This is a genomic window from Candidatus Zixiibacteriota bacterium (assembly GCA_040756055.1).
Classification (GTDB): Bacteria; Zixibacteria; MSB-5A5; order GN15; family FEB-12.
The window spans coordinates 1-20127 of the sequence record JBFLZR010000009.1; the positions used below are offsets into that span (position 1 = coordinate 1).

The 20127-nt window shown below is 51.9% G+C and carries 13 protein-coding genes and 1 CRISPR repeat array; of the genes, 9 read left to right on the plus strand and 4 right to left on the minus strand.

Annotated features, from left to right (window positions below; genetic code table 11):
• Positions 1-81: 81 nt before the first annotated feature.
• Positions 82-1296 (minus strand): hypothetical protein, encoded by a 1215-nt coding sequence (locus AB1483_13355; GenBank protein ID MEW6413437.1) that lies wholly within the window; start codon positions 1294-1296, stop codon positions 82-84.
• Between the two features lie 305 nt (positions 1297-1601).
• On the opposite strand from AB1483_13355, the gene cas9 reads away from it, so the two are divergent.
• The 4 genes from cas9 to AB1483_13375 all read left to right on the plus strand — a co-directional run bounded on the left by cas9 (position 1602) and on the right by AB1483_13375 (position 9655).
• On the plus strand, positions 1602-4724 hold the full coding sequence (gene cas9, locus AB1483_13360) for a type II CRISPR RNA-guided endonuclease Cas9 (protein ID MEW6413438.1): 3123 nt from the start codon (positions 1602-1604) through the stop codon (positions 4722-4724).
• A gap of 56 nt (positions 4725-4780) precedes the next feature.
• Positions 4781-5692, plus strand: coding sequence for a type II CRISPR-associated endonuclease Cas1 (gene cas1 / locus AB1483_13365; protein ID MEW6413439.1), 912 nt, complete (start codon positions 4781-4783; stop codon positions 5690-5692).
• A 19-nt stretch (positions 5693-5711) separates the two neighbouring features.
• Entirely contained in the window at positions 5712-6017 is a 306-nt protein-coding gene (cas2, locus tag AB1483_13370; protein ID MEW6413440.1) for a CRISPR-associated endonuclease Cas2, read from the plus strand.
• Between the two features lie 50 nt (positions 6018-6067).
• A CRISPR array of direct repeats spans positions 6068-7423; the repeat unit is 36 nt; unit sequence AATGTACTTAATCGGTTATTGCTGTCAAGCTCCAGC.
• A 720-nt stretch (positions 7424-8143) separates the two neighbouring features.
• Complete coding sequence (locus AB1483_13375) at positions 8144-9655, plus strand: T9SS type A sorting domain-containing protein (protein MEW6413441.1); 1512 nt, start codon at positions 8144-8146, stop codon at positions 9653-9655.
• 142 nt (positions 9656-9797) lie between these two features.
• Here the strand turns inward: AB1483_13375 and AB1483_13380 are convergent, their stop codons facing one another.
• The gene (locus AB1483_13380) at positions 9798-10370 is read right to left on the minus strand and encodes a hypothetical protein (GenBank protein MEW6413442.1); all 573 of its coding nucleotides are present in this window, start codon (positions 10368-10370) and stop codon (positions 9798-9800) included.
• Between the two features lie 311 nt (positions 10371-10681).
• Between AB1483_13380 and AB1483_13385 the strand changes: the two genes are divergently transcribed.
• From AB1483_13385 to AB1483_13400, 4 genes are all read left to right on the plus strand, one after another.
• Entirely contained in the window at positions 10682-11386 is a 705-nt protein-coding gene (locus tag AB1483_13385; protein ID MEW6413443.1) for a succinate dehydrogenase cytochrome b subunit, read from the plus strand.
• The gene (locus AB1483_13390; GenBank protein MEW6413444.1) at positions 11387-13300 is read left to right on the plus strand and encodes a fumarate reductase/succinate dehydrogenase flavoprotein subunit; all 1914 of its coding nucleotides are present in this window, start codon (positions 11387-11389) and stop codon (positions 13298-13300) included.
• Positions 13300-14043, plus strand: coding sequence for a succinate dehydrogenase/fumarate reductase iron-sulfur subunit (locus tag AB1483_13395; GenBank protein MEW6413445.1), 744 nt, complete (start codon positions 13300-13302; stop codon positions 14041-14043). The genes AB1483_13390 and AB1483_13395 overlap by 1 nt, the downstream gene beginning before the upstream one ends.
• Positions 14044-14183: 140 nt before the next feature.
• Positions 14184-17624 (plus strand): DNA methyltransferase, encoded by a 3441-nt coding sequence (locus tag AB1483_13400; protein ID MEW6413446.1) that lies wholly within the window; start codon positions 14184-14186, stop codon positions 17622-17624.
• On the opposite strand, the gene AB1483_13405 is transcribed toward AB1483_13400, so the two are convergent.
• Complete coding sequence (locus tag AB1483_13405; protein ID MEW6413447.1) at positions 17619-18389, minus strand: MBL fold metallo-hydrolase; 771 nt, start codon at positions 18387-18389, stop codon at positions 17619-17621. The two genes, AB1483_13400 and AB1483_13405, sit on opposite strands and share 6 nt — an antisense overlap.
• 193 nt (positions 18390-18582) lie before the next feature.
• Here AB1483_13405 and AB1483_13410 point away from each other — a divergent pair, with 193 nt between their 5' ends.
• Positions 18583-19011 carry a bacteriohemerythrin gene (locus AB1483_13410; GenBank protein MEW6413448.1) on the plus strand — a complete coding sequence of 143 codons (429 nt, stop codon included), beginning with the start codon at positions 18583-18585 and terminating at the stop codon, positions 19009-19011.
• Here the strand turns inward: AB1483_13410 and AB1483_13415 are convergent.
• Positions 19004-20029: a GntG family PLP-dependent aldolase gene (locus tag AB1483_13415; GenBank protein MEW6413449.1), complete on the minus strand. Its 1026-nt coding sequence runs from the start codon at positions 20027-20029 to the stop codon at positions 19004-19006. The genes AB1483_13410 and AB1483_13415 overlap by 8 nt on opposite strands.
• Positions 20030-20127: the final 98 nt, after the last annotated feature.

Genomic DNA, 20127 nt, shown 5'->3' on the forward strand with positions numbered 1-20127 from the left:
TTCATCCGTTCGTTCATGACACAGCTCTCTTTCCACGGCACAACCAATCCTCCTTGATTTGTACCGTATTATAAGTGTTACCTATGTCATGAGTCTAAACTGTAACCTATGTTCTGGGTTTGTACCATCATCTCCCACCTGCCGCTGACGCTCTAGGTGGGGTACCTCGCAATTATCTCCTTCCTCCTCCCCCGCCAGAGGCACATCGGATAGATCGTAGGCGTATTTGGGGTGTTTATCACGGTCGGGGCCGCTCTCTTGTAGGCTCACGCCGCGGCGTGAGCCTACAGAGCGCCCGAGGCCTGCAGAGCACCTGGAGCCTCCGCATGTCGCGTACGAAGGGATTGTCTCCGGCGAGTCTGAAGACTCGTCGGGCACAACGCCGGAGCGTTGTCCCGCTTCGGTGCCGCATTGCTCGCGTTGAGATTCTTCGGTCGGCCACAATTTTTCCCGTTCGGCGACCTCGTTGTCGTCGCGCGGCGGGCGGTATGTTTCGTTTTGGCCGTGCACCGGCACATGGTAGGCGCACCCCCCTACCCATCCGCATTTCTGCGGGTCGCCATCGCGCTCTTTTTTGAACTCATCCATCTGTTTCAATTCTTTGAGCAACTTGAACGCCCGCGTCAACTGACGATCCAATCGCATTTCGTAGCGCTGGAACAGGACCGCCCAGTTGCTTTCGGGGATCGATTTCAAATCGATCAGATCGCGCATCTTGGTTTCGACAAGCTCTTCGAGCCGCGCGGCGTCATCGGGATCATCGTCATCGAGCCGGTGTAGATATCGCTCGCAGGAGCGGATAGTGTTTTCGTGGATTTCGTCGAGCTGGACCCGGATTTTGGCCGTTTCGGCGGCTATTACCCGTCGCCGTCGCCAGATACACTCGGCGATTTTGTACACGAGGTCTTCCTGGAAATGGCCTTGCGGTTCGAGGTCTTTAAAGAGCGACTCGACCAGATCGAGGTAATCCTGTTTGTTTTCGGTTTTTCGCGGGGCGTCGATCACGAGTGTTTTGGCATAGAGGCCGTGTTTGACGGCGTTTTGGGATGATTTGGTTCTACCTTGTGGTGTTTTTGGCCCGGTGGATTTGCGGGCGTTTTGGCGGTTGCTTTTGGTTTTGGTGCTGTCTTTTGTCTCCGCGGGTGCCCCACAGCTTGCTGTGGGAACGGTGGATCGACTCGAGACCCTCGACTTAGCCCCTTTTAGTGCGCGGTCCCGCGCTTCGCGGGATCCCCCATCTGCCCGTTCGGGGGGCGCCACCTGACGGTTGGCTGATGATTTCTTTTTTGCGGACATAATCCCTCCTGTAATCTCTTGTTCCGTTGGGTCTTGATTCCGGCTTGCCGGAATTGTGACCCGACGGAATCCTTTTGATTTGATGGTTTTATTACAGGAGTCCGCGGATGCATTTTGCTATGATGTTGTAGGGAAAATGTAGCGGGCAAATAAAAAGGTCCGCTACTGGAACGGACCTGGGGGCTCCGTAGAGCCAAACCTACGAGACGATTGTCTCTTACTGGAAGTTGACAAACAATCGCCGATTAAGTACATTCATATCCAGTTTATTCATTCCCGATCACCTTGTCAAGAGGATTTTTATCATGGGGAGTTCACACAAATTCCGTACTATTTTGGGTCTCGACCTGGGGCCTAATTCCATTGGTTGGGCCATAATCGGCCAACATGACAACTCACCGGACACGCTGGTAGACACAGGCGTCCGGATTTTTTCCGCCGGACTCGATGGTCTCGAAGCCGACGGCAAAGGCAAATCGCGCAACGCCGACAGGCGCGCAGCTCGCGGGCGAAGACGCCATCTTGAACGCCACACCCGTCGGCTGATAAAGCTCGCGAGCGCGCTGCAGCGCAAGGGATTGCTGCCCGACGGCGATATAGCCGATTCCCACACACGCCATAATCTTTTTTTGCAGTTGGACAAAGACCTGGGTTCGCCCTATCAACTACGGGCACGAGCGCTTGACGAAAAACTCAGCGAGTTTGAGTTGGGACGTGCCCTGTATCATATGGCACAGCGGAGAGGCTTTCTGAGTAACCGCAAATCCGCGCCAAAAGATGAAAAAGAAGAAGGCGAGGTTAAAAGCGCCATAAGCGAACTTGACCGGCAAATGCAGGCAGCCGGAGCACGAACCCTCGGCGAGTATTTTGCGGGCCTCGATCCGAAACAGACCCGCATTCGCGATTGCTATACATCACGGAAAATGTATGACGATGAGTTCAAGCTCATCTGGGAGGCTCAATTTAAGCATTATCCACAGTTATTGGACGAGGACTTCCGCAAAGAAGTTCATCGGGCAATCTTCCATCAACGGCCTTTGAAGAGCCAAAAGCACTTGATAGGCGAATGCGAGCTTGAGACCGGGCGCAAAAGAGCGCCCTGGGCCTTACTCGAAGCCCAGCGATTCCGCTATATACAGACGGTCAACAACCTGATCATCCGCAACGATGGCGACACTCAGGAACGCGGCCTCACCGAAGCGGAGCACGCAACGCTGCTGCAGGCTCTTGAAAATGATGGTGACATGACTTTCCCGAAAATTCGCAAGCTGCTTCAACTCTCGAAAACGTCTAAATTCAATCTTGAGGAAGGCGGCGAGAAAAGAATTCCCGGCAATCGCACCGCGGCAAAAATGCGCAAGATATTCGGAGCCGAGCAATGGTCAGAAATGTCGGTTTGCGGGCGAGAACAGGCTGTCGAAGATGTTCGCAGCATTGTCAATGATGAGACCCTGAAAAAACGCGCGCTATCGCACTGGGCACTCGATGAGGACTCCGCCAAATCCATGCTGAAAATGCGGCTGGATGAAGGCTACTGTGCCTTCTCTCGTCAGGCTATTCACAAACTCTTGCCCTTACTTGAGAAAGGCTTGCCGCTTCAGACTGCCATAAAGGAGCGCTATCCCGAACGATGGGAACGGAAAGAAGCGACGCATAACCTTCTCCCCCCGGTCGACAGCGACGATATGCCAACCCTCCGCAATCCCATCGTGGAACGCACCCTCACAGAACTGCGCAGAGTCGTAAACAGCCTGATAGCCCGCCATGGAAGACCGGATTTTATCCGCATTGAACTGGCGCGAGAGCTTCGCCAGAGCGCCAAACAACGCGGCGACACCACCAAACGGATGCGCGCCAAAGAGGACGAGCGCAAGGCCGCCGCGGAGGTGATTCTGAAGGAACTCGAGATTGAAGATCCGAGCCCCGATGATCTCCTAAAATTCGCCCTTGCGGAAGAGTGCGACTGGACATGTCCCTACACTGGAAAATCAATCAGCATGGGCGCCCTTTATGGCTCGCATCCGCAATTCGATATCGAACACATAATACCCTTTAGCCGTTGTCTGGATAATTCGTTCACAAACAAGACTCTCTGCTGTGTCACGGAGAACAGGAGGGTAAAGGGAAACAAGACGCCGCATGAGGCTTACGCCGGCACGGAAAAGTGGGACGATATTTTAACCCATGTCAATGGGTTCAAAGGTAATGTGGCGCGAGAAAAACTCCGCCGCTTCAAATTGCACGGGCAGGAACTTCGAGACTTCATCAATTCCTTCACCGACAGACAATTGAACGACACGCGCTGGGCTTCCCGGTGGGCAAAAATGTATCTCGGCCTTCTTTATGGCGGAATCGATGGCGACGGGATTGACGCTTCCGGTGTAAGAAGGGTTCAGGCGACAAGCGGCCCTGTGACCGCCTATCTGCGAAGCGAATGGCAACTCAACCGCATTCTCGGCGACGGCCCCGGCAAATCGCGCGACGACCACCGCCATCATGCTGTCGATGCCGTCGTGACTGCCCTGACGGAAGCATCGGCAGTAAAACGCCTCTCCGACGCCGCACAACGCGCTCCTGAAGCACGACGGCGGTTTTTCGCCCCAATCGATCCGCCGTGGAAGTCTTTCTTCGATGATGTGCGACTGGGGATAGAAAATGTTGTGGTTTCTCACCGCGTATCGAAACGCGTACGTGGCGCCCTTCACGAGGAAACCATTTACGGAAAACCATATGTGGCTGACGACGGTTTTGAGTACGTGCACCTGCGAAGGCCGCTGGCTTCCTTGTCCGCCCGTGACCTCACCAACATCGCCGATCAAAGGGTTCGGCAATGTGTGGTTGACAAACTGGAGGAGCTGGGCGAACCCAACCCCGCCAAAGCGTTCAAAGATACCGCCAATCACCCCGCGCTCACGGCCGGGAATGGCGCACAAATTCCGATACATAAGGTCCGGGTTCGCCTCAAGCTGGCTACCTTCAATGTTGGCGATGAAAAAACTCCCCGTCACGTGCAGTCCGACACAAACCACCACATGGAACTTGTCGCCGTAACCGACGATTCCGGCGCTGTCACCAAATGGGAAGGTCACGCTGTCAGCATGTACGAGGCTTATCTGAGACGGAAAAACGGGGCGCCAATCGTGCAGCGTGATTTCGGGGAAAACCGTCGTTTTGCCTTTTCGCTAGCAAACGGCGAAGTAATCGAGATCGACAGCAAAGACGACCCAGGGACGCGAGTTCGTTGCGTGATTCGGTCGATCGAGAGTTCAGGCAGCGGCAATATTCGCTGGATGTTGCTTTCTGACGCAAGAGTGGAGTCCAGACTATCGAGGGCGGGAAGGTCGGCCAGCCCTGACGTACTGCGGAAACTACACTGCCAAAAGCTATTTGTGACTCCCGTGGGTGACCTTCGAAACGCCAATGACTGAGCAACTCGGCCCGCTAAAGATGCTCTCTCCATCTGTCGATAATAGACAGTGGGGAAATGGAAAAACGAGTTATCGACTTATCCGAAGAAGCAGCATCGTTGAGCGTTCACCTCGGGCAACTTCTTATCAGGCGGCCTGAAAGGGAAGATTCTGTCCCGCTGGAAGATATCCTGGCGCTGATTGTATCCCACCCGGCCGTGCACTATACGCATGCAGTTTTGAGCGGCATATGCTCTTCAGGCGGCATATTTATCTCCTGTAATGATAGACGGATGCCCGCCGGCATGCTCCTCCCGCTTGACGGGAACTTCGTTCAGGCCGAACGCTTTGCCATACAGGCGGGCGCCTCGTTGCCCGTCAAGAAGAACGCCTGGAAGCAAATTGTCTCCGCCAAAATACGGGCGCAGGGCTGCCTTCTCGCCAAGCTCAACGGCGGCGACAGCGGCCTGCTCCGCCTCGCCGCTCAAGTTCAGTCCGGCGATAGCGGAAACCTTGAGGCTCTCGCTTCCCGCCGCTACTGGCCCGCTCTGTTCGACGAAAAATTCCGACGCGTGCCGGGGGCAGACAATGATATCAATCGCCTATTGAATTATGGCTATGCCATTCTGAGGGGAATCGTTTCCCGCGCCGTCTGCGCCGCCGGGCTGCACCCCTGCCTGGGTATACATCACCACAACCGCTACAATTCCTTCTGCCTCGCCGATGATCTCATGGAGCCATATCGCCCCTGTGTGGATAAAATCGTCCACCGCCTTGTTGGCGACTTTGGTCCGGGCGTCGACCTGGATAGAGACTCCAAATCAATTTTGATTTCCGGGCTGATGTCAGCGAAATGCCGCGTCAAAAAGGAATATCTGTCAATCTTTGAGAGTACATCCCGATTGGCCGGCTCTCTGCTCTCAATGCTCGAGGGCAAAAAGCAAAAGCTTTGCGTTCCGGAGTTCAGAAATGACAAAGCGAAGACGTGACTTTTCGGAGTACCGAGCTGTGTGGCTGTTTGCGATGTTTGATTTGCCTGTCGATAGTCCCGCCGCTCGACGGCAGTACACCAACTTCCGCAAAAGTCTTCTGAAGCAAGGATTCACAATGCTTCAGTACTCGGTCTACTCGCGGTACTGCAACAGCGAGGAACGGGCAACGGTGTTCCGGGAGCGGCTAAAAAAGACACTCCCGCCACAAGGAGAGGTGCGTCTGCTGGCCGTAACCGATCATCAATTCGGAAAAATGCAGGTATTTCTCGGAAAAAAACGGGCGCAGACCGAAAAACCACCCGAACAATTACTACTTTTTTGACAGGGGAAACAGCAAAACCCCCTGTTAAACAAGCGTTAACAAGGGGTTTAAATGTACTTAATCGGTTATTGCTGTCAAGCTCCAGCGGTAATCACGGATGGCCATTATGTTGGAACAATGTACTTAATCGGTTATTGCTGTCAAGCTCCAGCAATCTGGCGCGTTTGACGCTGACCCTATTGAATGTACTTAATCGGTTATTGCTGTCAAGCTCCAGCTCTACCCATTGGATAGTATTTGTATTGTGTAATGTACTTAATCGGTTATTGCTGTCAAGCTCCAGCTTTGAATGTCATTCCCCACTCGTTTCAACAAATGTACTTAATCGGTTATTGCTGTCAAGCTCCAGCGCGACCCGATGAAGACATAGCGGTCTTTGGAATGTACTTAATCGGTTATTGCTGTCAAGCTCCAGCGCGGTTAAGAAGGAATGTGTGTGCCCACTCAATGTACTTAATCGGTTATTGCTGTCAAGCTCCAGCTTGGTCGAACATGACAGCCATGACGATGAGAATGTACTTAATCGGTTATTGCTGTCAAGCTCCAGCCGTTTTCCGGCGTTAAGGCTAACAAGCTAAAATGTACTTAATCGGTTATTGCTGTCAAGCTCCAGCAAAGTAATACTCTATAAGTCATTACCAAAAAATGTACTTAATCGGTTATTGCTGTCAAGCTCCAGCCTCTTGGCGTTTTTCTTGGTTTTCTTTTCTAATGTACTTAATCGGTTATTGCTGTCAAGCTCCAGCACCGTAAGTCCGGATGCCGGCGCCGGAATATAATGTACTTAATCGGTTATTGCTGTCAAGCTCCAGCAAAGCCGAACTCAACAAATCAAGGCGGCTCAATGTACTTAATCGGTTATTGCTGTCAAGCTCCAGCAATATGACGATTAAAGAGTTGAACCGCGCCAATGTACTTAATCGGTTATTGCTGTCAAGCTCCAGCTGGCTCCGGCATCTGCGCTACAACCGTAGCAATGTACTTAATCGGTTATTGCTGTCAAGCTCCAGCTCTGGCCCTGCTGCGCAATCTGCGCAACAAATGTACTTAATCGGTTATTGCTGTCAAGCTCCAGCAACGGGAGACCACGATCTTATGATAGGCGCAATGTACTTAATCGGTTATTGCTGTCAAGCTCCAGCTCCGTATGCGTCTCTACGGGCCGCAATGGTAATGTACTTAATCGGTTATTGCTGTCAAGCTCCAGCGGCTGGACAGGCCGATGAACGCACTGTGGTAATGTACTTAATCGGTTATTGCTGTCAAGCTCCAGCATATTTTGCTGGTAGCCGTCGCCGGGGTCTAATGTACTTAATCGGTTATTGCTGTCAAGCTCCAGCGTGTTCGACAGTTACGAAATCATGCTCGTAAATGCACTTAATCGGTTATTGCTGTCAAGCTCCAGCCCAATTGTGCACTCACTGAGTGCACTGTTTAAATATGCTTAAGCAGTGCCCCCCGCATTTTTCCAACAACATCGGTGTAAAAAGACGGGCGGGATCGGTAGGTATGAGGTGGGGCCGTGGCGGAGATGACGAACATGGACCCGGTGAATCTGAAGATTCACCGGGCACAAGGCCAAGATTCACCGGGCACAAGGTTAGAATCTGAAGGTTCACCGGGCACAAGGCCAAATATGGTGCATCCAATTGGCTTTCAGAAATGGCGGTAAATATCGACGAAAAAAACAGTTAGGAAGGGAAAACATGATTTTAGGATCCCTGAAAAATAACGGAACAAAGCCAATTTCGAAACGCGATGATAACGGCAGAACCGCTTCGGGTTCTGCCCTACTCGCTGGGCCCCCGCTTTCGCGGGGGTGACGATAAGAGGCAGGGGTGACGATAAGAGGCGGGGGTGACGATAAGAGGCAGGGGTGACGATAAGAGGCGGGGGTGACGATAAGAGGCGGGGGTGACTTAAACACAAAAATATCAAAACGAAGCCAAATCCCCATAACCCAAACGGAGACACAAACATACATGATATTTTCGCGCCCAACGTTAAACCGTTGTCAACCAAAGCCTTACAAAACAGACCGTCATGCGAAAAATGCGCCCAAACAACTGTTAAAACTTTACAGCTTTCAGTGCGTATTCTATATAGCGATGTAACATGGATTGCCTATGGTAAGATTGCTAAATACCCTTTTTCTGACATTGCTATCGTTTTCCACCGTCTGGGCCGCTCCATACGAGATAATTTTCTCCGAAAAAATCGGCGGCGCGGAAAACTATGCGTGTGTCGATCCTATCGTGGATGCTGCGGCGCAGCACGCCGGATTTATCTACTGCGACCAAAACAACAACCGCATTATCATAGACGATTTCACGCGCGACAGCCTCATCACGATCGACTTCAGCCGCACTCCCGCCAAAACAGTCCACTACTACAGCCCGAAACGCGACACGCTTTATGTGTACGTGCTGCTCAACCGCGACAGTGAGACGCCCTCTATCGGACTGGTGAGAATATTCCCCGATGGTCTCCTGGTCGAACGCATCCCCACGAATTGCTTCACCGCCTTCGGCCAACTCAGCGCGGTCGAGTCACAGAATATCTCGCTCAAGCGATCCTCCGATGGAACAGTGCAGGGGTTGTGGTTTGAGACAGCGCTTCTGTACGATGATTCCTCGCCGGGCATGGGATCATCGAGCGAAATCGCCCCGACCACAATCCTTTACTCGGCTGACCTCAAGACCGAGATGATGCGGGCCGCGGTGACGAAGATCCGAAGCGGCGATGTTACCGGCGACATCACCGAAGAATTCTTCGCGTTCAAAAATTATGTTTACAGTTGGAATTTCCCCGATGCTTTCGGCAATTCCGATATCGGGCAGATCAAGTGGACCTCGCTGAGTTTCCAGGATACGCTGGCGGCCAATCTCGGCAGCCAGCAAACCGAGCAGGGAATATCCTATGCCCTGTTCACCGGCGACTTCAGCGACCTGACACCCAAGAAAGAAATCATCTATCAGGGGTTGTCCGAAGATCTTTTGAGCATGCACTCGCGTCTTGCTTCGCATGTGGCCTGCTATGGCTACGATGGCGGCATCCTCACCGAACTGTGGTACACCGAAATCGAAAACGCCCGCTTCGAGCACGTCTATGCCGACAAGCGCCTTCTGGTCGGAATGCTTCGCGATGACCATGTGGTCTTTCTGGATTACTCCAATGGCGATGTTGTCGATTCGACTTATCTGGGCCGAAAGCTTTCCGATGTTACCTTCTTTGAAACCTACAGCAATCCATCGGTATTAAACATGGTCGGGCGCTCCGGCGATACGGTTTTGGTCTACCGCTTCGATATAAACGCGCCCGCGACTCAGGCCACGGCTTCGACGAGCGAGCCGGTGCCGTCTTCGCTGGTACTCTACCAGAACAATCCGAATCCGTTCAACGGCGAGACGCGGTTATCGTTCGAAATCAAGCAGAGTCAACACGCCACCCTGAAAGTCTACAATATCCTCGGGCAGGAAGTTGCGGTGCTGGCGCAGGGCAATTTCGCCCCCGGGACTTTCTTCGCTTACTGGGATGGTACCGATTCCGACGGCATGCCGCAGTCGAGCGGTGTTTATTTCGCTCGCCTGCAGGGCGACAGCGAATCGCAGATTATCAAGCTGATTTACGTCAAATAGACGTTTGCATAGATTCTGATAAATTTTGACTGACGACTCTCCCCTGTCGGACACCCGTTGGTCACGGCAGCCCGTGGCCTTTCGCAAAACTGCAGCGAAAAAAAAGCCCGCCATCCGGCGGGCTTTGATAATCTAACAGTCGCTATTCAACGACTGTAAATTTGTATGGTCCGGGCCATGTCGGCGACACTTTCGGCGCGGCGAACATCCACACTCCCCGCGGCGGGAAGAATGCCGAATCCACAACCACCGTACCCGGCGTTTTGAAGATCATATCCATCGAGATATTCTTCTGCATCGGGTGCGGCTGATATGTGTTTTGGACACACAGAGCGCCAAAGCCGATCAGTTCGGGAAGCTTACCGTCCCAGTCGGTCTCGACAACGTGAAGCCCGCCCATATCGAAGATGGAGTTGTCCTGAAAGCCGTTGTAGGCCTTGACATCGCCCATCACGTTTCTGCCCTTGCCGCTGTCGGCCACGTGAGTCACGGCCGCGATATCCGGCGAAGTGATTTTGAAGCCGACGTTAATCAGGGTAAAAACGGTATCGTTCTCGAAATACAGGTCGAATGACACCTTTTCCCCGGCCTTGATGGTGCTGTCGTTGACAGCTCCCGGCCCGGAGATTTTCAGGGCTATACCGGCTGCCATAGCGGACCCGGCAAGCACAGTTGCGGCAGCAAAAACAGCGAGTAACAATAGGAATCTACGCATGCATATCTCCCTCAGAAAGTTAAACTATTTTCCCTCGATAAAATGCGAACATATCATATCAGCGGGCATATGTCAAACCTAATTTCCCGCGTGGTCTTTGGCCTTATACACCTGTGCGGTTGGTTCGAGCCGGCTTTTCTATCTAATTTCGGCATCATGGCTAAACTCATGATTCAAAATATCTTCAATGTAAAGCGCCCCTGCGCGTGTGCATCCCATTTTTTTCATTGACCATACGGTCGCTTGTGCGTATTTTCACAATTTACAACAAAAAGGATTCAAACTTTATGACTACCGTAGGGTTAAATCAAATGGTAACCACTCAATCATCGGTCAGTTTTATATCAGCCTCTGTCGGTAAGAAAGTCCTGATGGCTGTCACCGGCATTTGCCTGATCGGCTTTTTGATTGTCCATTTGATTGGGAATCTTCAGCTATTTATCGGGCAAGAACAGCTCAATAAATACGCCGAGACTCTCCAATCGCTCGGGGCAATCAAGTGGGGCTTCAGACTGGTCCTGGCGGTTCTGGCGGTATTGCACATCTGGTACGGCGCTTATCTGTGGCTTCAGAACCGCAGCGCTCGACCGGTCGCGTATCGCCGCGAGGATACCGTGCAGGCCTCTCTCTCATCGAGGACAATGATATACACCGGTCTGTTGCTGCTGTTCTTTATCGTATATCACCTTCTTCATTTTACTTTGATAGCGACGAACCCGGAGTACTCTCATCTTGAGGATCCGCTTGGTCGGCATGATGTTTATTCGATGGTGATTTTAGGCTTCAGCAACTATATCATTTCCGGTGTTTACATCGTGGCTATGTTCCTGCTGGCGTTTCATCTCAGTCACGCCTCGGAGTCGTTTTTTCAGACGATGGGCTGGAACAATGATAAAATTCTCCCCAAGCTCAAGTTCTTAAGCAACCTTTTCGCGGTTGTAATCTTTATCGGCTACGCTTCGATGCCGGTAGCCGTACTTTTGAAATTCGTAACACTGCCGGGAGGAGGACACTAGATGAAACTTGATCCCAAAATCCCTTCGGGGCCACTGGCAGAAAAGTGGGATAAGCACCGTTTCGAGATGAAGCTGGTCAATCCCGCGAACAAGAGAAAATATACAGCCATAGTTGTCGGGTCCGGTCTGGCGGGCGCCTCGGCGGCGGCATCGCTGGCGGAGCTCGGATACAACGTATCCTGCTTCTGCTATCAGGATTCTCCGCGCCGCGCGCACAGTATTGCCGCTCAGGGCGGTATCAATGCCTCCAAGAATTATCAGAATGACGGCGACTCGACGTTTCGACTGTTTTATGACACGATTAAGGGCGGCGATTTCCGCTCCCGTGAGGCCAACGTATATCGTCTGGCCCAGGTGAGCACGAACATCATCGACCAGTGCGTGGCCCAGGGTGTGCCGTTTGCGCGTGAGTACGGCGGTCTTCTGGACAACCGCTCGTTTGGCGGCGCCCAGGTGTCGCGTACGTTCTACGCCCGCGGCCAGACAGGCCAGCAGCTTCTGCTCGGCGCCTATTCGGCGCTGTCACGTCAGATCGGGCTGGGTAAAGTAAAAATGTACCCGCGCACGGAGATGCTCGATGTCGTGGTTGTTGATAACCGTGCTCGCGGTATCGTCGTGCGCGACATGGTCAGCGGCAAAATCAGTTCGCACGCGGCCGATGCGGTCGTTCTGTGTACGGGCGGCTATGGTAATGTTTTCTACCTTGCCACCTACGCCAAGGGCTGCAACGTTACCGCAGCTTTTCGTGCTTATAAGAAAGGCGCTGTGTTCGCCAACCCGTGTTTCACGCAGATTCACCCGACCTGTATTCCGGTCACCGGCGAGTATCAATCGAAGCTCACTCTCATGTCGGAATCGCTACGGAACGACGGTCGTATCTGGGTGCCCAAAAACCAGGGCGACAAGAGACCAGCCGGACAGATTCCGGAGAACGAGCGCGACTACTATCTCGAACGCAAATACCCGAGTTTTGGTAACCTTGCTCCGCGCGATATTTCATCGCGCAGTGCGAAGGAGGTTGTCGATGACGGACGCGGTGTTGGCGAGACCGGAGTCGGTGTTTATCTCGACTTCGCCGACGCTATTAAGCGTCTCGGCAAGAGGGTGATTGAAGAGCGCTACGGCAATTTGTTCCAGATGTATGAGCGGATTACCGGTGAGGACCCGTACACTGTTCCGATGCGCATCTACCCGGCCTCGCATTACACGATGGGTGGACTGTGGGTTGACTACAACCTCGAAAGCACAATCCCCGGCCTGTTCGTCGCGGGTGAGGCGAATTTCTCCGACCACGGCGCCAATCGTCTTGGAGCGAGCGCGCTGATGCAGGGTCTGGCTGACGGTTATTTCGTGATTCCTTACACTCTCGGTAATCATTTTGCCCGTGCGGGTGTATCGAAAATTACCACGGATCACCCCGAGTTCAAGAAAACCGAGCAGGAAGTGACGGAGAGGATGAACAAATTGCTCTCGATAAAGGGCAAGCGTTCTCCCGATACTTTCCATCGCGCTCTCGGTAAGATCATGTGGGAATACTGCGGCATGGGACGTAACGAGGCCGGTTTGAAGAAGGCTCTTCAGGAGATACCGGCTCTGCGCGAGGAATTCTGGCAGGATGTCAAGGTGATGGGCTCGAACGAAGAACTCAATCAGCAGCTTGAGCTTGCCGGACGGGTCGCCGATTTCCTCGAGATCGGCGAGGTGATGTGCTATGACGCTCTGACAAGGCAGGAATCCTGCGGCGCTCATTTCCGCGAGGAGTACCAGACCGAAGAAGGCGAGGCTTTGCGTAACGACAAAGACTTCTGCTATGTTTCGGCCTGGGAGTACACCGGCTACGGAAAGGAGCCCGCTTTACATAAAGAACCCCTTGTTTTTGAGAATGTGGAACTGACAACAAGGAGTTACAAATAATGAATCTCACACTACATGTATGGCGCCAGAAGAACGCTAACGATAAAGGCCGTCTGGAAAAGTACGAAGCGAAGGATATCAATCACCACATGTCCTTTCTTGAGATGCTCGATGTTGTCAACGAGGGATTGATTCAACAGGGGATCGAGCCGATCGCTTTCGACCACGACTGCCGTGAAGGCATCTGCGGCATGTGCTCTCTAATGATTAACGGCAGAGCGCACGGCCCGCAGAAAGCCACTACCGTCTGCCAGCTTCACATGCGGTATTTCAAAGACGGTGACGTGATTTATATCGAGCCCTGGCGGGCCAGGGCCTTCCCTGTCGTAAAAGACTTGATTGTTGATCGTTCAGCGTTTGACAGAATCATGCAGGCCGGCGGCTTTATTTCGGTTAACACCGGTGGCGCGCCGGATGCCAACGCTCTTCCGATCCCGAAAAAGAACGCCGATCTGGCCATGGATGCCGCGGCCTGCATTGGCTGCGGCGCCTGTGTCGCCTCGTGCAAGAACGCATCGGCCATGCTTTTTGTCTCGGCCAAAGTGTCTCAGTTCGCCTATCTGCCACAGGGTCAGGCCGAACGCAAGGACCGGGTCAAGAAGATGATCGCGCAGATGGATCTGGAGGGATTCGGCAACTGCACGAACTATTACGAGTGTGAAGCTGCCTGTCCGAAGGAAATCTCAGTCAAGTTCATCGCGAAGATGAACCGTGATTTCATGGTGGCTAAGATCACTTCGTAATCAAGTAATAGCTACTTCGATCAAGGCCCCGTGCGAAAGACACGGGGCCTTATTTGTGATATAAAAGTTGTTGATTTAGACACTTATGCTGTATTGATTCAGTAAATGTTCCAAGTGTCTCAAACAGGGGAGTGAACCTAATGGCACAGCCTCAGGGTCAGTTGTTTCCAGAATTGGACAAAGTCCGCTACGGTGACAGCGTTCGACGACAAAACCTGTTCATCCCCAGATTCCTCCGCAAAGCCGCCTCCGACCATCGTTTGAAGGGCGAGGAGCAGGATCGCGCCTATCAGATTATATGCAAGTGGGCCGAACTGGACGAAAGCGGCAAACTCGAATCTAAATCTGAGTCACAACTTGAAGCTGAGTTTCTGACGGATATCTTTGGGAAAGCCCTCGGTCACCTTATGTTCACGGAAAACGCCGACCATTGGGAGCTTGAACCGAAATACTCCGTCAATGGCGGGATAGCTGATGCAGCGCTGGGGGTCTTTAAGCACGGCACAAAAAACCCGCCCCACGCTCTTATAGAATTGAAGGGCCCGAAGGTAAACCTCGACCGAGATCGATTCAACGGGCGTACGCCTGTCCAACAATGCTGGGACTACCTAAATGAACAACCCGCCTGTCAGTGGGGAATTGTCAGCAACATAGTCAGTTTTCGGCTGTACAACCGAAACCAGACCACGAAAACCTGTCAGTTGTTCGTTCTTCAGGACTTGCGCAAAACCGAAGTGTTTGAAGAATTCTACTACCTGTTCGCTTCCGGAGGACTGGTCCCATCTATCTTTCATGAAACCCCGAGAGCCGACACGCTTCTTAGGCAGACAGAACAGCAGCAACAGGAGGTCGGCCAGATTCTCTACGATGCGTATCACCGTGAGAGAGTGGAACTCATACGACACCTCACCAACAAACCGCTTTCGAAGTCGCTGGAAAACGCTATATCGATCACCCAAAAGCTGCTGGACCGGGTCGTGTTTATCGCCTTTTGTGAGGATCGCGGGTTGCTGCCTGAGAACTTGCTTGATAAAGCTCACAGCGATATTCCTCCTTTTGCGCAGGTGACCAATCCGCGCTGGCGCAATTTCGTCAACCTCTTCAGAAGCATCGATAAGGGTCATAAGCCGAGCGATATCTCCTGTTACAACGGCGGCCTATTCAGGGAAGATATGGAGGTTGACAATCTCGACCTCGAAGATGATTGGACCGACTTCTTCCGCAACATTGGCAAGTATGACTTCAGAGACGAAATCAACGTCGATGTACTGGGACACTTGTTTGAGAAGTCAATTAGCGACATAGGAAGATTAAAGCTTGGCGGGCTGTTTAACGAAATAGTCGGTGACGATGAAAAGCGAAAGATGGCTAAGTCCGCAGAACGCAAACGGCACGGGATATACTATACCCCGCCCGAGTTTACATCGTTCATTACGTATAATACGATTGGAAAGCTCGTTGAAGAACGATTCGAATCCCTGAAATCCCTCTTTGGCATTCACGGGAATCCCCGGACTGCTGCCGAAGCAGATGCAAATTATGCGGCATACTGGCAAAAGTGCCTAAGTATTCTAAAGGACATTAAGATTGTCGACCCCTCGTGTGGAAGTGGTGCTTTCCTGATAAGCGCATATGATGTTCTGGAAGAGAAGTATCATGAGGTCGTTGACCAACTTGTGTTTCACGAAACAACGGCACCAGCGGATTTGCTTGATGCCATTCCGAATTACATTCTCAATGATAACCTGTATGGCGTGGACCTGTCGCCCGAAGCAGTGGAAATCACGCAACTCGCGCTCTGGATTAGGTCGGCGCAAATAGGTAAAACGCTGGCTGACCTCTCACAGAACATTGTCTGCGGAAACAGCCTCGTAACCGATCCGGAGGTCCACCCTCGCGCGATGGAATGGGAAACAACTTTTCCAGCCGTTTTCGCCCGTAAGAATGCTGGGTTCGATTGTGTTATAGGAAACCCTCCCTGGGAGAGAATGAAACTTCAGGAACGGGAGTTTTTTGACATAATCGAGCCCAATATCGCGGCCGCTGTAAGCGCGGCAACTCGCCGAACCCTGATTGCCAAACTAAAAAAGGCGAATCCATCCCTCCACGAACGTTACGAAAACGCCAAAAAGACTGCGGAGGCAACCCTTTCTCACGTTAGAAAATCCGGGCGTTTCCCCCTCACAGCCAAAGGCGATATAAATACGTATGCTACTTTCGCGGAACTGGCTGCTAATATTGTGAGTGTCGATGGAAGGGTAGGCATACTGGTTCCTTCCGGCATTGCCACGGATTATACGACACAGCATTTCTTCAGCGAACTGCTATCCACCGGTCGCTTGCGCGGCCTTTACGACTTTGAGAACCGCAAGAAGATTTTCGCTGATGTAGACGGCAGGTTTAAGTTCTCAATATTGCTTTTTGGCGTTGGCAATCCCAAATTAGCACCTGAGTTCTCATTTTTTTCGCATCAAATCGAGGACCTGAGAAATCCGAACAAGCGAATTACTCTATCAAACGCAGACATAGGGCTTCTCAACCCCAACACCAAAACCTGCCCAATCTTCCGCACGAGAATGGATGCTGAGATAACGAAGGCCATATACAAACGTGTTCCCGTTTTGGTAGACAAGACTCGCGAGTCAGGCGGCAATCCTTGGGGCATAAGTTTTCTAAGGATGTTTGATCAGACCAATGACGCTGAGCTTTTTCATACAGCGGAACAATTGGCTGGACAAGGTTACAAGCGTTCTGGTCCAATCTGGAAGAAGGGCAAAAGTGTTTTCCTGCCTCTCTATGAGGCCAAAATGATCCAGATGTACGACCACCGAGCCGCAAGCGTGGTGGTGAAGTCCGACAATTGGATGCGACAGGGGCAGACAGCCGCTTCGTCGTTGACGCAGTATCAGAATCCGGAATACTTCGTGAAGCCCAGATGGTGGGTTGAGAGTAAATCGGTTACGAGCCGGTTAAGCAGTAGCGTTTCATATTTACTTGGGTTCAAAGACATAACAAGTGCAACCAATCAACGAACGATGATTGCCGCATCTATTCCTCTGTCCGCTGTAACCAACCACTTTCCGGTATTACTAACGTCTGCTGGTCCTCTATCGGAAATGTGTTTGTTAGCTAATCTAAATTCTATACCCTTGGATTTCTGCGCGCGCCAAAAAGTCGGAGCGGTCACACTCAATTTCTTTATTGTTGAGCAGTTGCCGATATTCTCTCCCGATTTCTATAACGCCAGATGTCGGTGGGAGCAATCCACTCAATTGGTGACGTGGATTTCTGAACGAGTGCTGAAGCTCTCCTGTACCAGCAACGACGTGATTTCATTGGCCGAGTCCGCCGGATTTAACCCACCGGTCCATAAGTGGAAACCCGAAGAGCGGGCGGAAATCATGGCCGAACTTGACGCGGCGTACTTTATCCTGTATGAAATTGAGCGAGAAGACGTAGAATACATTCTGTCAACTTTCAGCGGCATCAACAGCGACGGCGGCAGTATCTTCGAATCGAAAAACACGACGGATCTAATTCTAAAATACTACGACGACTTTACAGCTAAAATGCGACTATAGCTCGATTTCCATGCCATCGAGAGCGGTGACCAGATTGTCAACGCCGGCTTTGGTAGCCATTTCATTGATCATTGCTACCTCATCAGGTGTACCCAGGTGGCTGATAACAAACCGACCGACATTAAGGTCGCCTGCAAGACCGAGCAGTCTCTCAATATCGATATGAGTTGACTCGATTACGGCAACATCTTTGCCTCTCAACCGCGGCAGGATCTCATCGAGAGAGGCTATGTCGGACGAATAGAAGACTGATTTACCGGCAATCTCGATATCAAACGAGTGGCACTGCATTTTGTTGGGAAGGCCGAGTTGAGATATGAGAGTGCCATTGCCCTGAAGATGCTTGTTGCCCACAGCGGTAATCTTGATCTCATCTTTAAACACAAAACCATCTTCGTAACCCATGATGTTCAGATCAAAGGGCAGCTTGCTTCCTATCAGGTATATAGCAGGGAGAAAGGCCGTAAACGGGCCAACGAATTCGGAAGGCAGGTAAAGGTCCAATGGGTCAGTTCTGCCATCGAGATAGGTCAGTTGAATAAAAAGCGGCAGGTCGCTGACATGGTCAGGGTGCGTGTGACTGATAAACACCCTGGCGACATCGAGCGAACTGTAACCCCTACGGAGAAAGGACGAGCTTATCCCTCCTCCGCAGTCAAGAAGCGTAAGGCTCTCTTGTGCCTTGAGCAGGTATCCGGAGCAGGCTCTGTCGGGCTTGGGGTGGCCAGATGAGGAGCCGAGTATTGTTATCGCGTTATTTGCCATCAGTCAGCAATCGACAGTCTGTCTATTTCGCTTAGTATTAAGAGACAAGGTGATATTAACTTAGCACAAATTAGATAGCCTGACAACCCTAAAAACATTCCATATTATTCCGATAATATTAGTATTATATGCGGAGGCAAGGACATCCGCTTCACAACAGGTTTTTTGAGCGTAGATTTGGGGGACCGCATCAATGCCGATGTTTGCCTGGCATGATTCTCTCAGTGTGGGTGTCGACGAGATCGATACCCAGCACAAGAATCTCCTCGCGATGATAAATCGTCTTCAGGAGTCGATCTCTCGCGGCACGGGTCGCAGCGAAATTGGCGGAGTATTAACCGAGTTAGTCAGACACATGAGCGAACATTTTGCGGCCGAGGAAAAGCTCATGTTGTCAGCCGGGTTCCCGTATTACAGCGATCATCGCGCCAGGCATTATGTTTTTCACAAAACTATCGTGAATTTGCTTAAGGGGCTGCGAAGGGACCAGAATATGTCGGCGTTTCAGCTACTGGCGCTTTTGAGGGACTGGTGGCAGACACACATTCTCGAGGAAGATAAGAAACTCGGGGATTATCTCAGTGCGAGGAGCCAGTCCAGACTATCTTCGCCGGTTAAATAATCGACTCTATTCGTTTAAGCGCTTCGACACAGTCGTCGCGTGTTACATCGAGGTGCGTAACAAACCGCAGCTTCGTCGGACCAAACGGCACCGCCAATACACCATTTTTTTTCATCTTCTCCAGAACCGACTCCGCGGAGTATCCGGAAGCGACATTGGCGACGATGATATTGGTTTGAACGCGTTTCAATTCTACCTTAAACCATGGCAACCGATCCAGTCCTTCGGCCAGCAGCCTGGCGTTGGTGTGGTCATCGGCCAGACGAGCGATATTATTCTTGATGGCATATAATCCGGCGGCGGCGATGATTCCGACCTGACGCATACCGCCACCGAACAGTTTTCTCTCTCGCCGGCAGCGTTCGATAAACTCTCCCGATCCAAGTATAAGCGAACCAATAGGCGCTCCGAGGCCCTTGGACAGACAGACGGAGACCGAATCGAATGGTGCAGTCAGCTCAGGCAGGGAGATTCCGGTAGCGACGTGCGCGTTCCAGATACGAGCTCCATCGAGGTGCAAAACAAGATCGAACTCGTCGCAGACCTGCCTGACTTTCAGAATTTCCTGTTGGGGCAGGATCGTTCCACCGTGCCGATTGTGCGTATTTTCCAGCGCGACCATCTTGGTGAGTGGGCAATGAAGATTTTTCGGTCTTATGGACTGCCGAACAGTCTCAGCGGGGATCATACCGTATTCGGTTGTTATCAGATTGACCAGAAGCCCGGCGTGAACCACCGGTCCGGCTACCTCGTAGTTGACCACGTGACACTCGCGGTCACACAGCAATTCCCATCCGCGCCGCGAATTGGCTTTAAGACAGATCTGGTTGCCCATAGTTCCGGATGGGACATACAGAGCGGCCTCTTTTTGAAAGAGGGTGGCGGCGTAACGTTCAAGCTCTTTGACGGTCGGGTCATCGCCGAAAACGTCGTCGCCTACCACGGCTTCAGCGATTGCCTGTCTCATTTCAGGAGACGGCCTCGTGACGGTATCGGAGCGCAGATCGATTACTTTCATGGCACGCAATATACGAAAAAAAACCGGCCGCACAATAGCCGCGCGGCGAGCCGAGCAATAAAAAGGCCACCATTCGGTGGCCCGATAATATTCGCTAA

Coding starts and splice junctions, on each gene's coding strand:
- AB1483_13355 (MEW6413437.1), bottom strand. CDS start 1,296: ATGTCCGCAAAAAAGAAATCATCAGCCAACCGTCAGGTGGCGCCCCCC.
- cas9 (MEW6413438.1), top strand. CDS start 1,602: ATGGGGAGTTCACACAAATTCCGTACTATTTTGGGTCTCGACCTGGGG.
- cas1 (MEW6413439.1), top strand. CDS start 4,781: ATGGAAAAACGAGTTATCGACTTATCCGAAGAAGCAGCATCGTTGAGC.
- AB1483_13375 (MEW6413441.1), top strand. CDS start 8,144: ATGGTAAGATTGCTAAATACCCTTTTTCTGACATTGCTATCGTTTTCC.
- AB1483_13380 (MEW6413442.1), bottom strand. CDS start 10,370: ATGCGTAGATTCCTATTGTTACTCGCTGTTTTTGCTGCCGCAACTGTG.
- AB1483_13385 (MEW6413443.1), top strand. CDS start 10,682: ATGGTAACCACTCAATCATCGGTCAGTTTTATATCAGCCTCTGTCGGT.
- AB1483_13390 (MEW6413444.1), top strand. CDS start 11,387: ATGAAACTTGATCCCAAAATCCCTTCGGGGCCACTGGCAGAAAAGTGG.
- AB1483_13395 (MEW6413445.1), top strand. CDS start 13,300: ATGAATCTCACACTACATGTATGGCGCCAGAAGAACGCTAACGATAAA.
- AB1483_13400 (MEW6413446.1), top strand. CDS start 14,184: ATGGCACAGCCTCAGGGTCAGTTGTTTCCAGAATTGGACAAAGTCCGC.
- AB1483_13405 (MEW6413447.1), bottom strand. CDS start 18,389: ATGGCAAATAACGCGATAACAATACTCGGCTCCTCATCTGGCCACCCC.
- AB1483_13410 (MEW6413448.1), top strand. CDS start 18,583: ATGCCGATGTTTGCCTGGCATGATTCTCTCAGTGTGGGTGTCGACGAG.
- AB1483_13415 (MEW6413449.1), bottom strand. CDS start 20,029: ATGAAAGTAATCGATCTGCGCTCCGATACCGTCACGAGGCCGTCTCCT.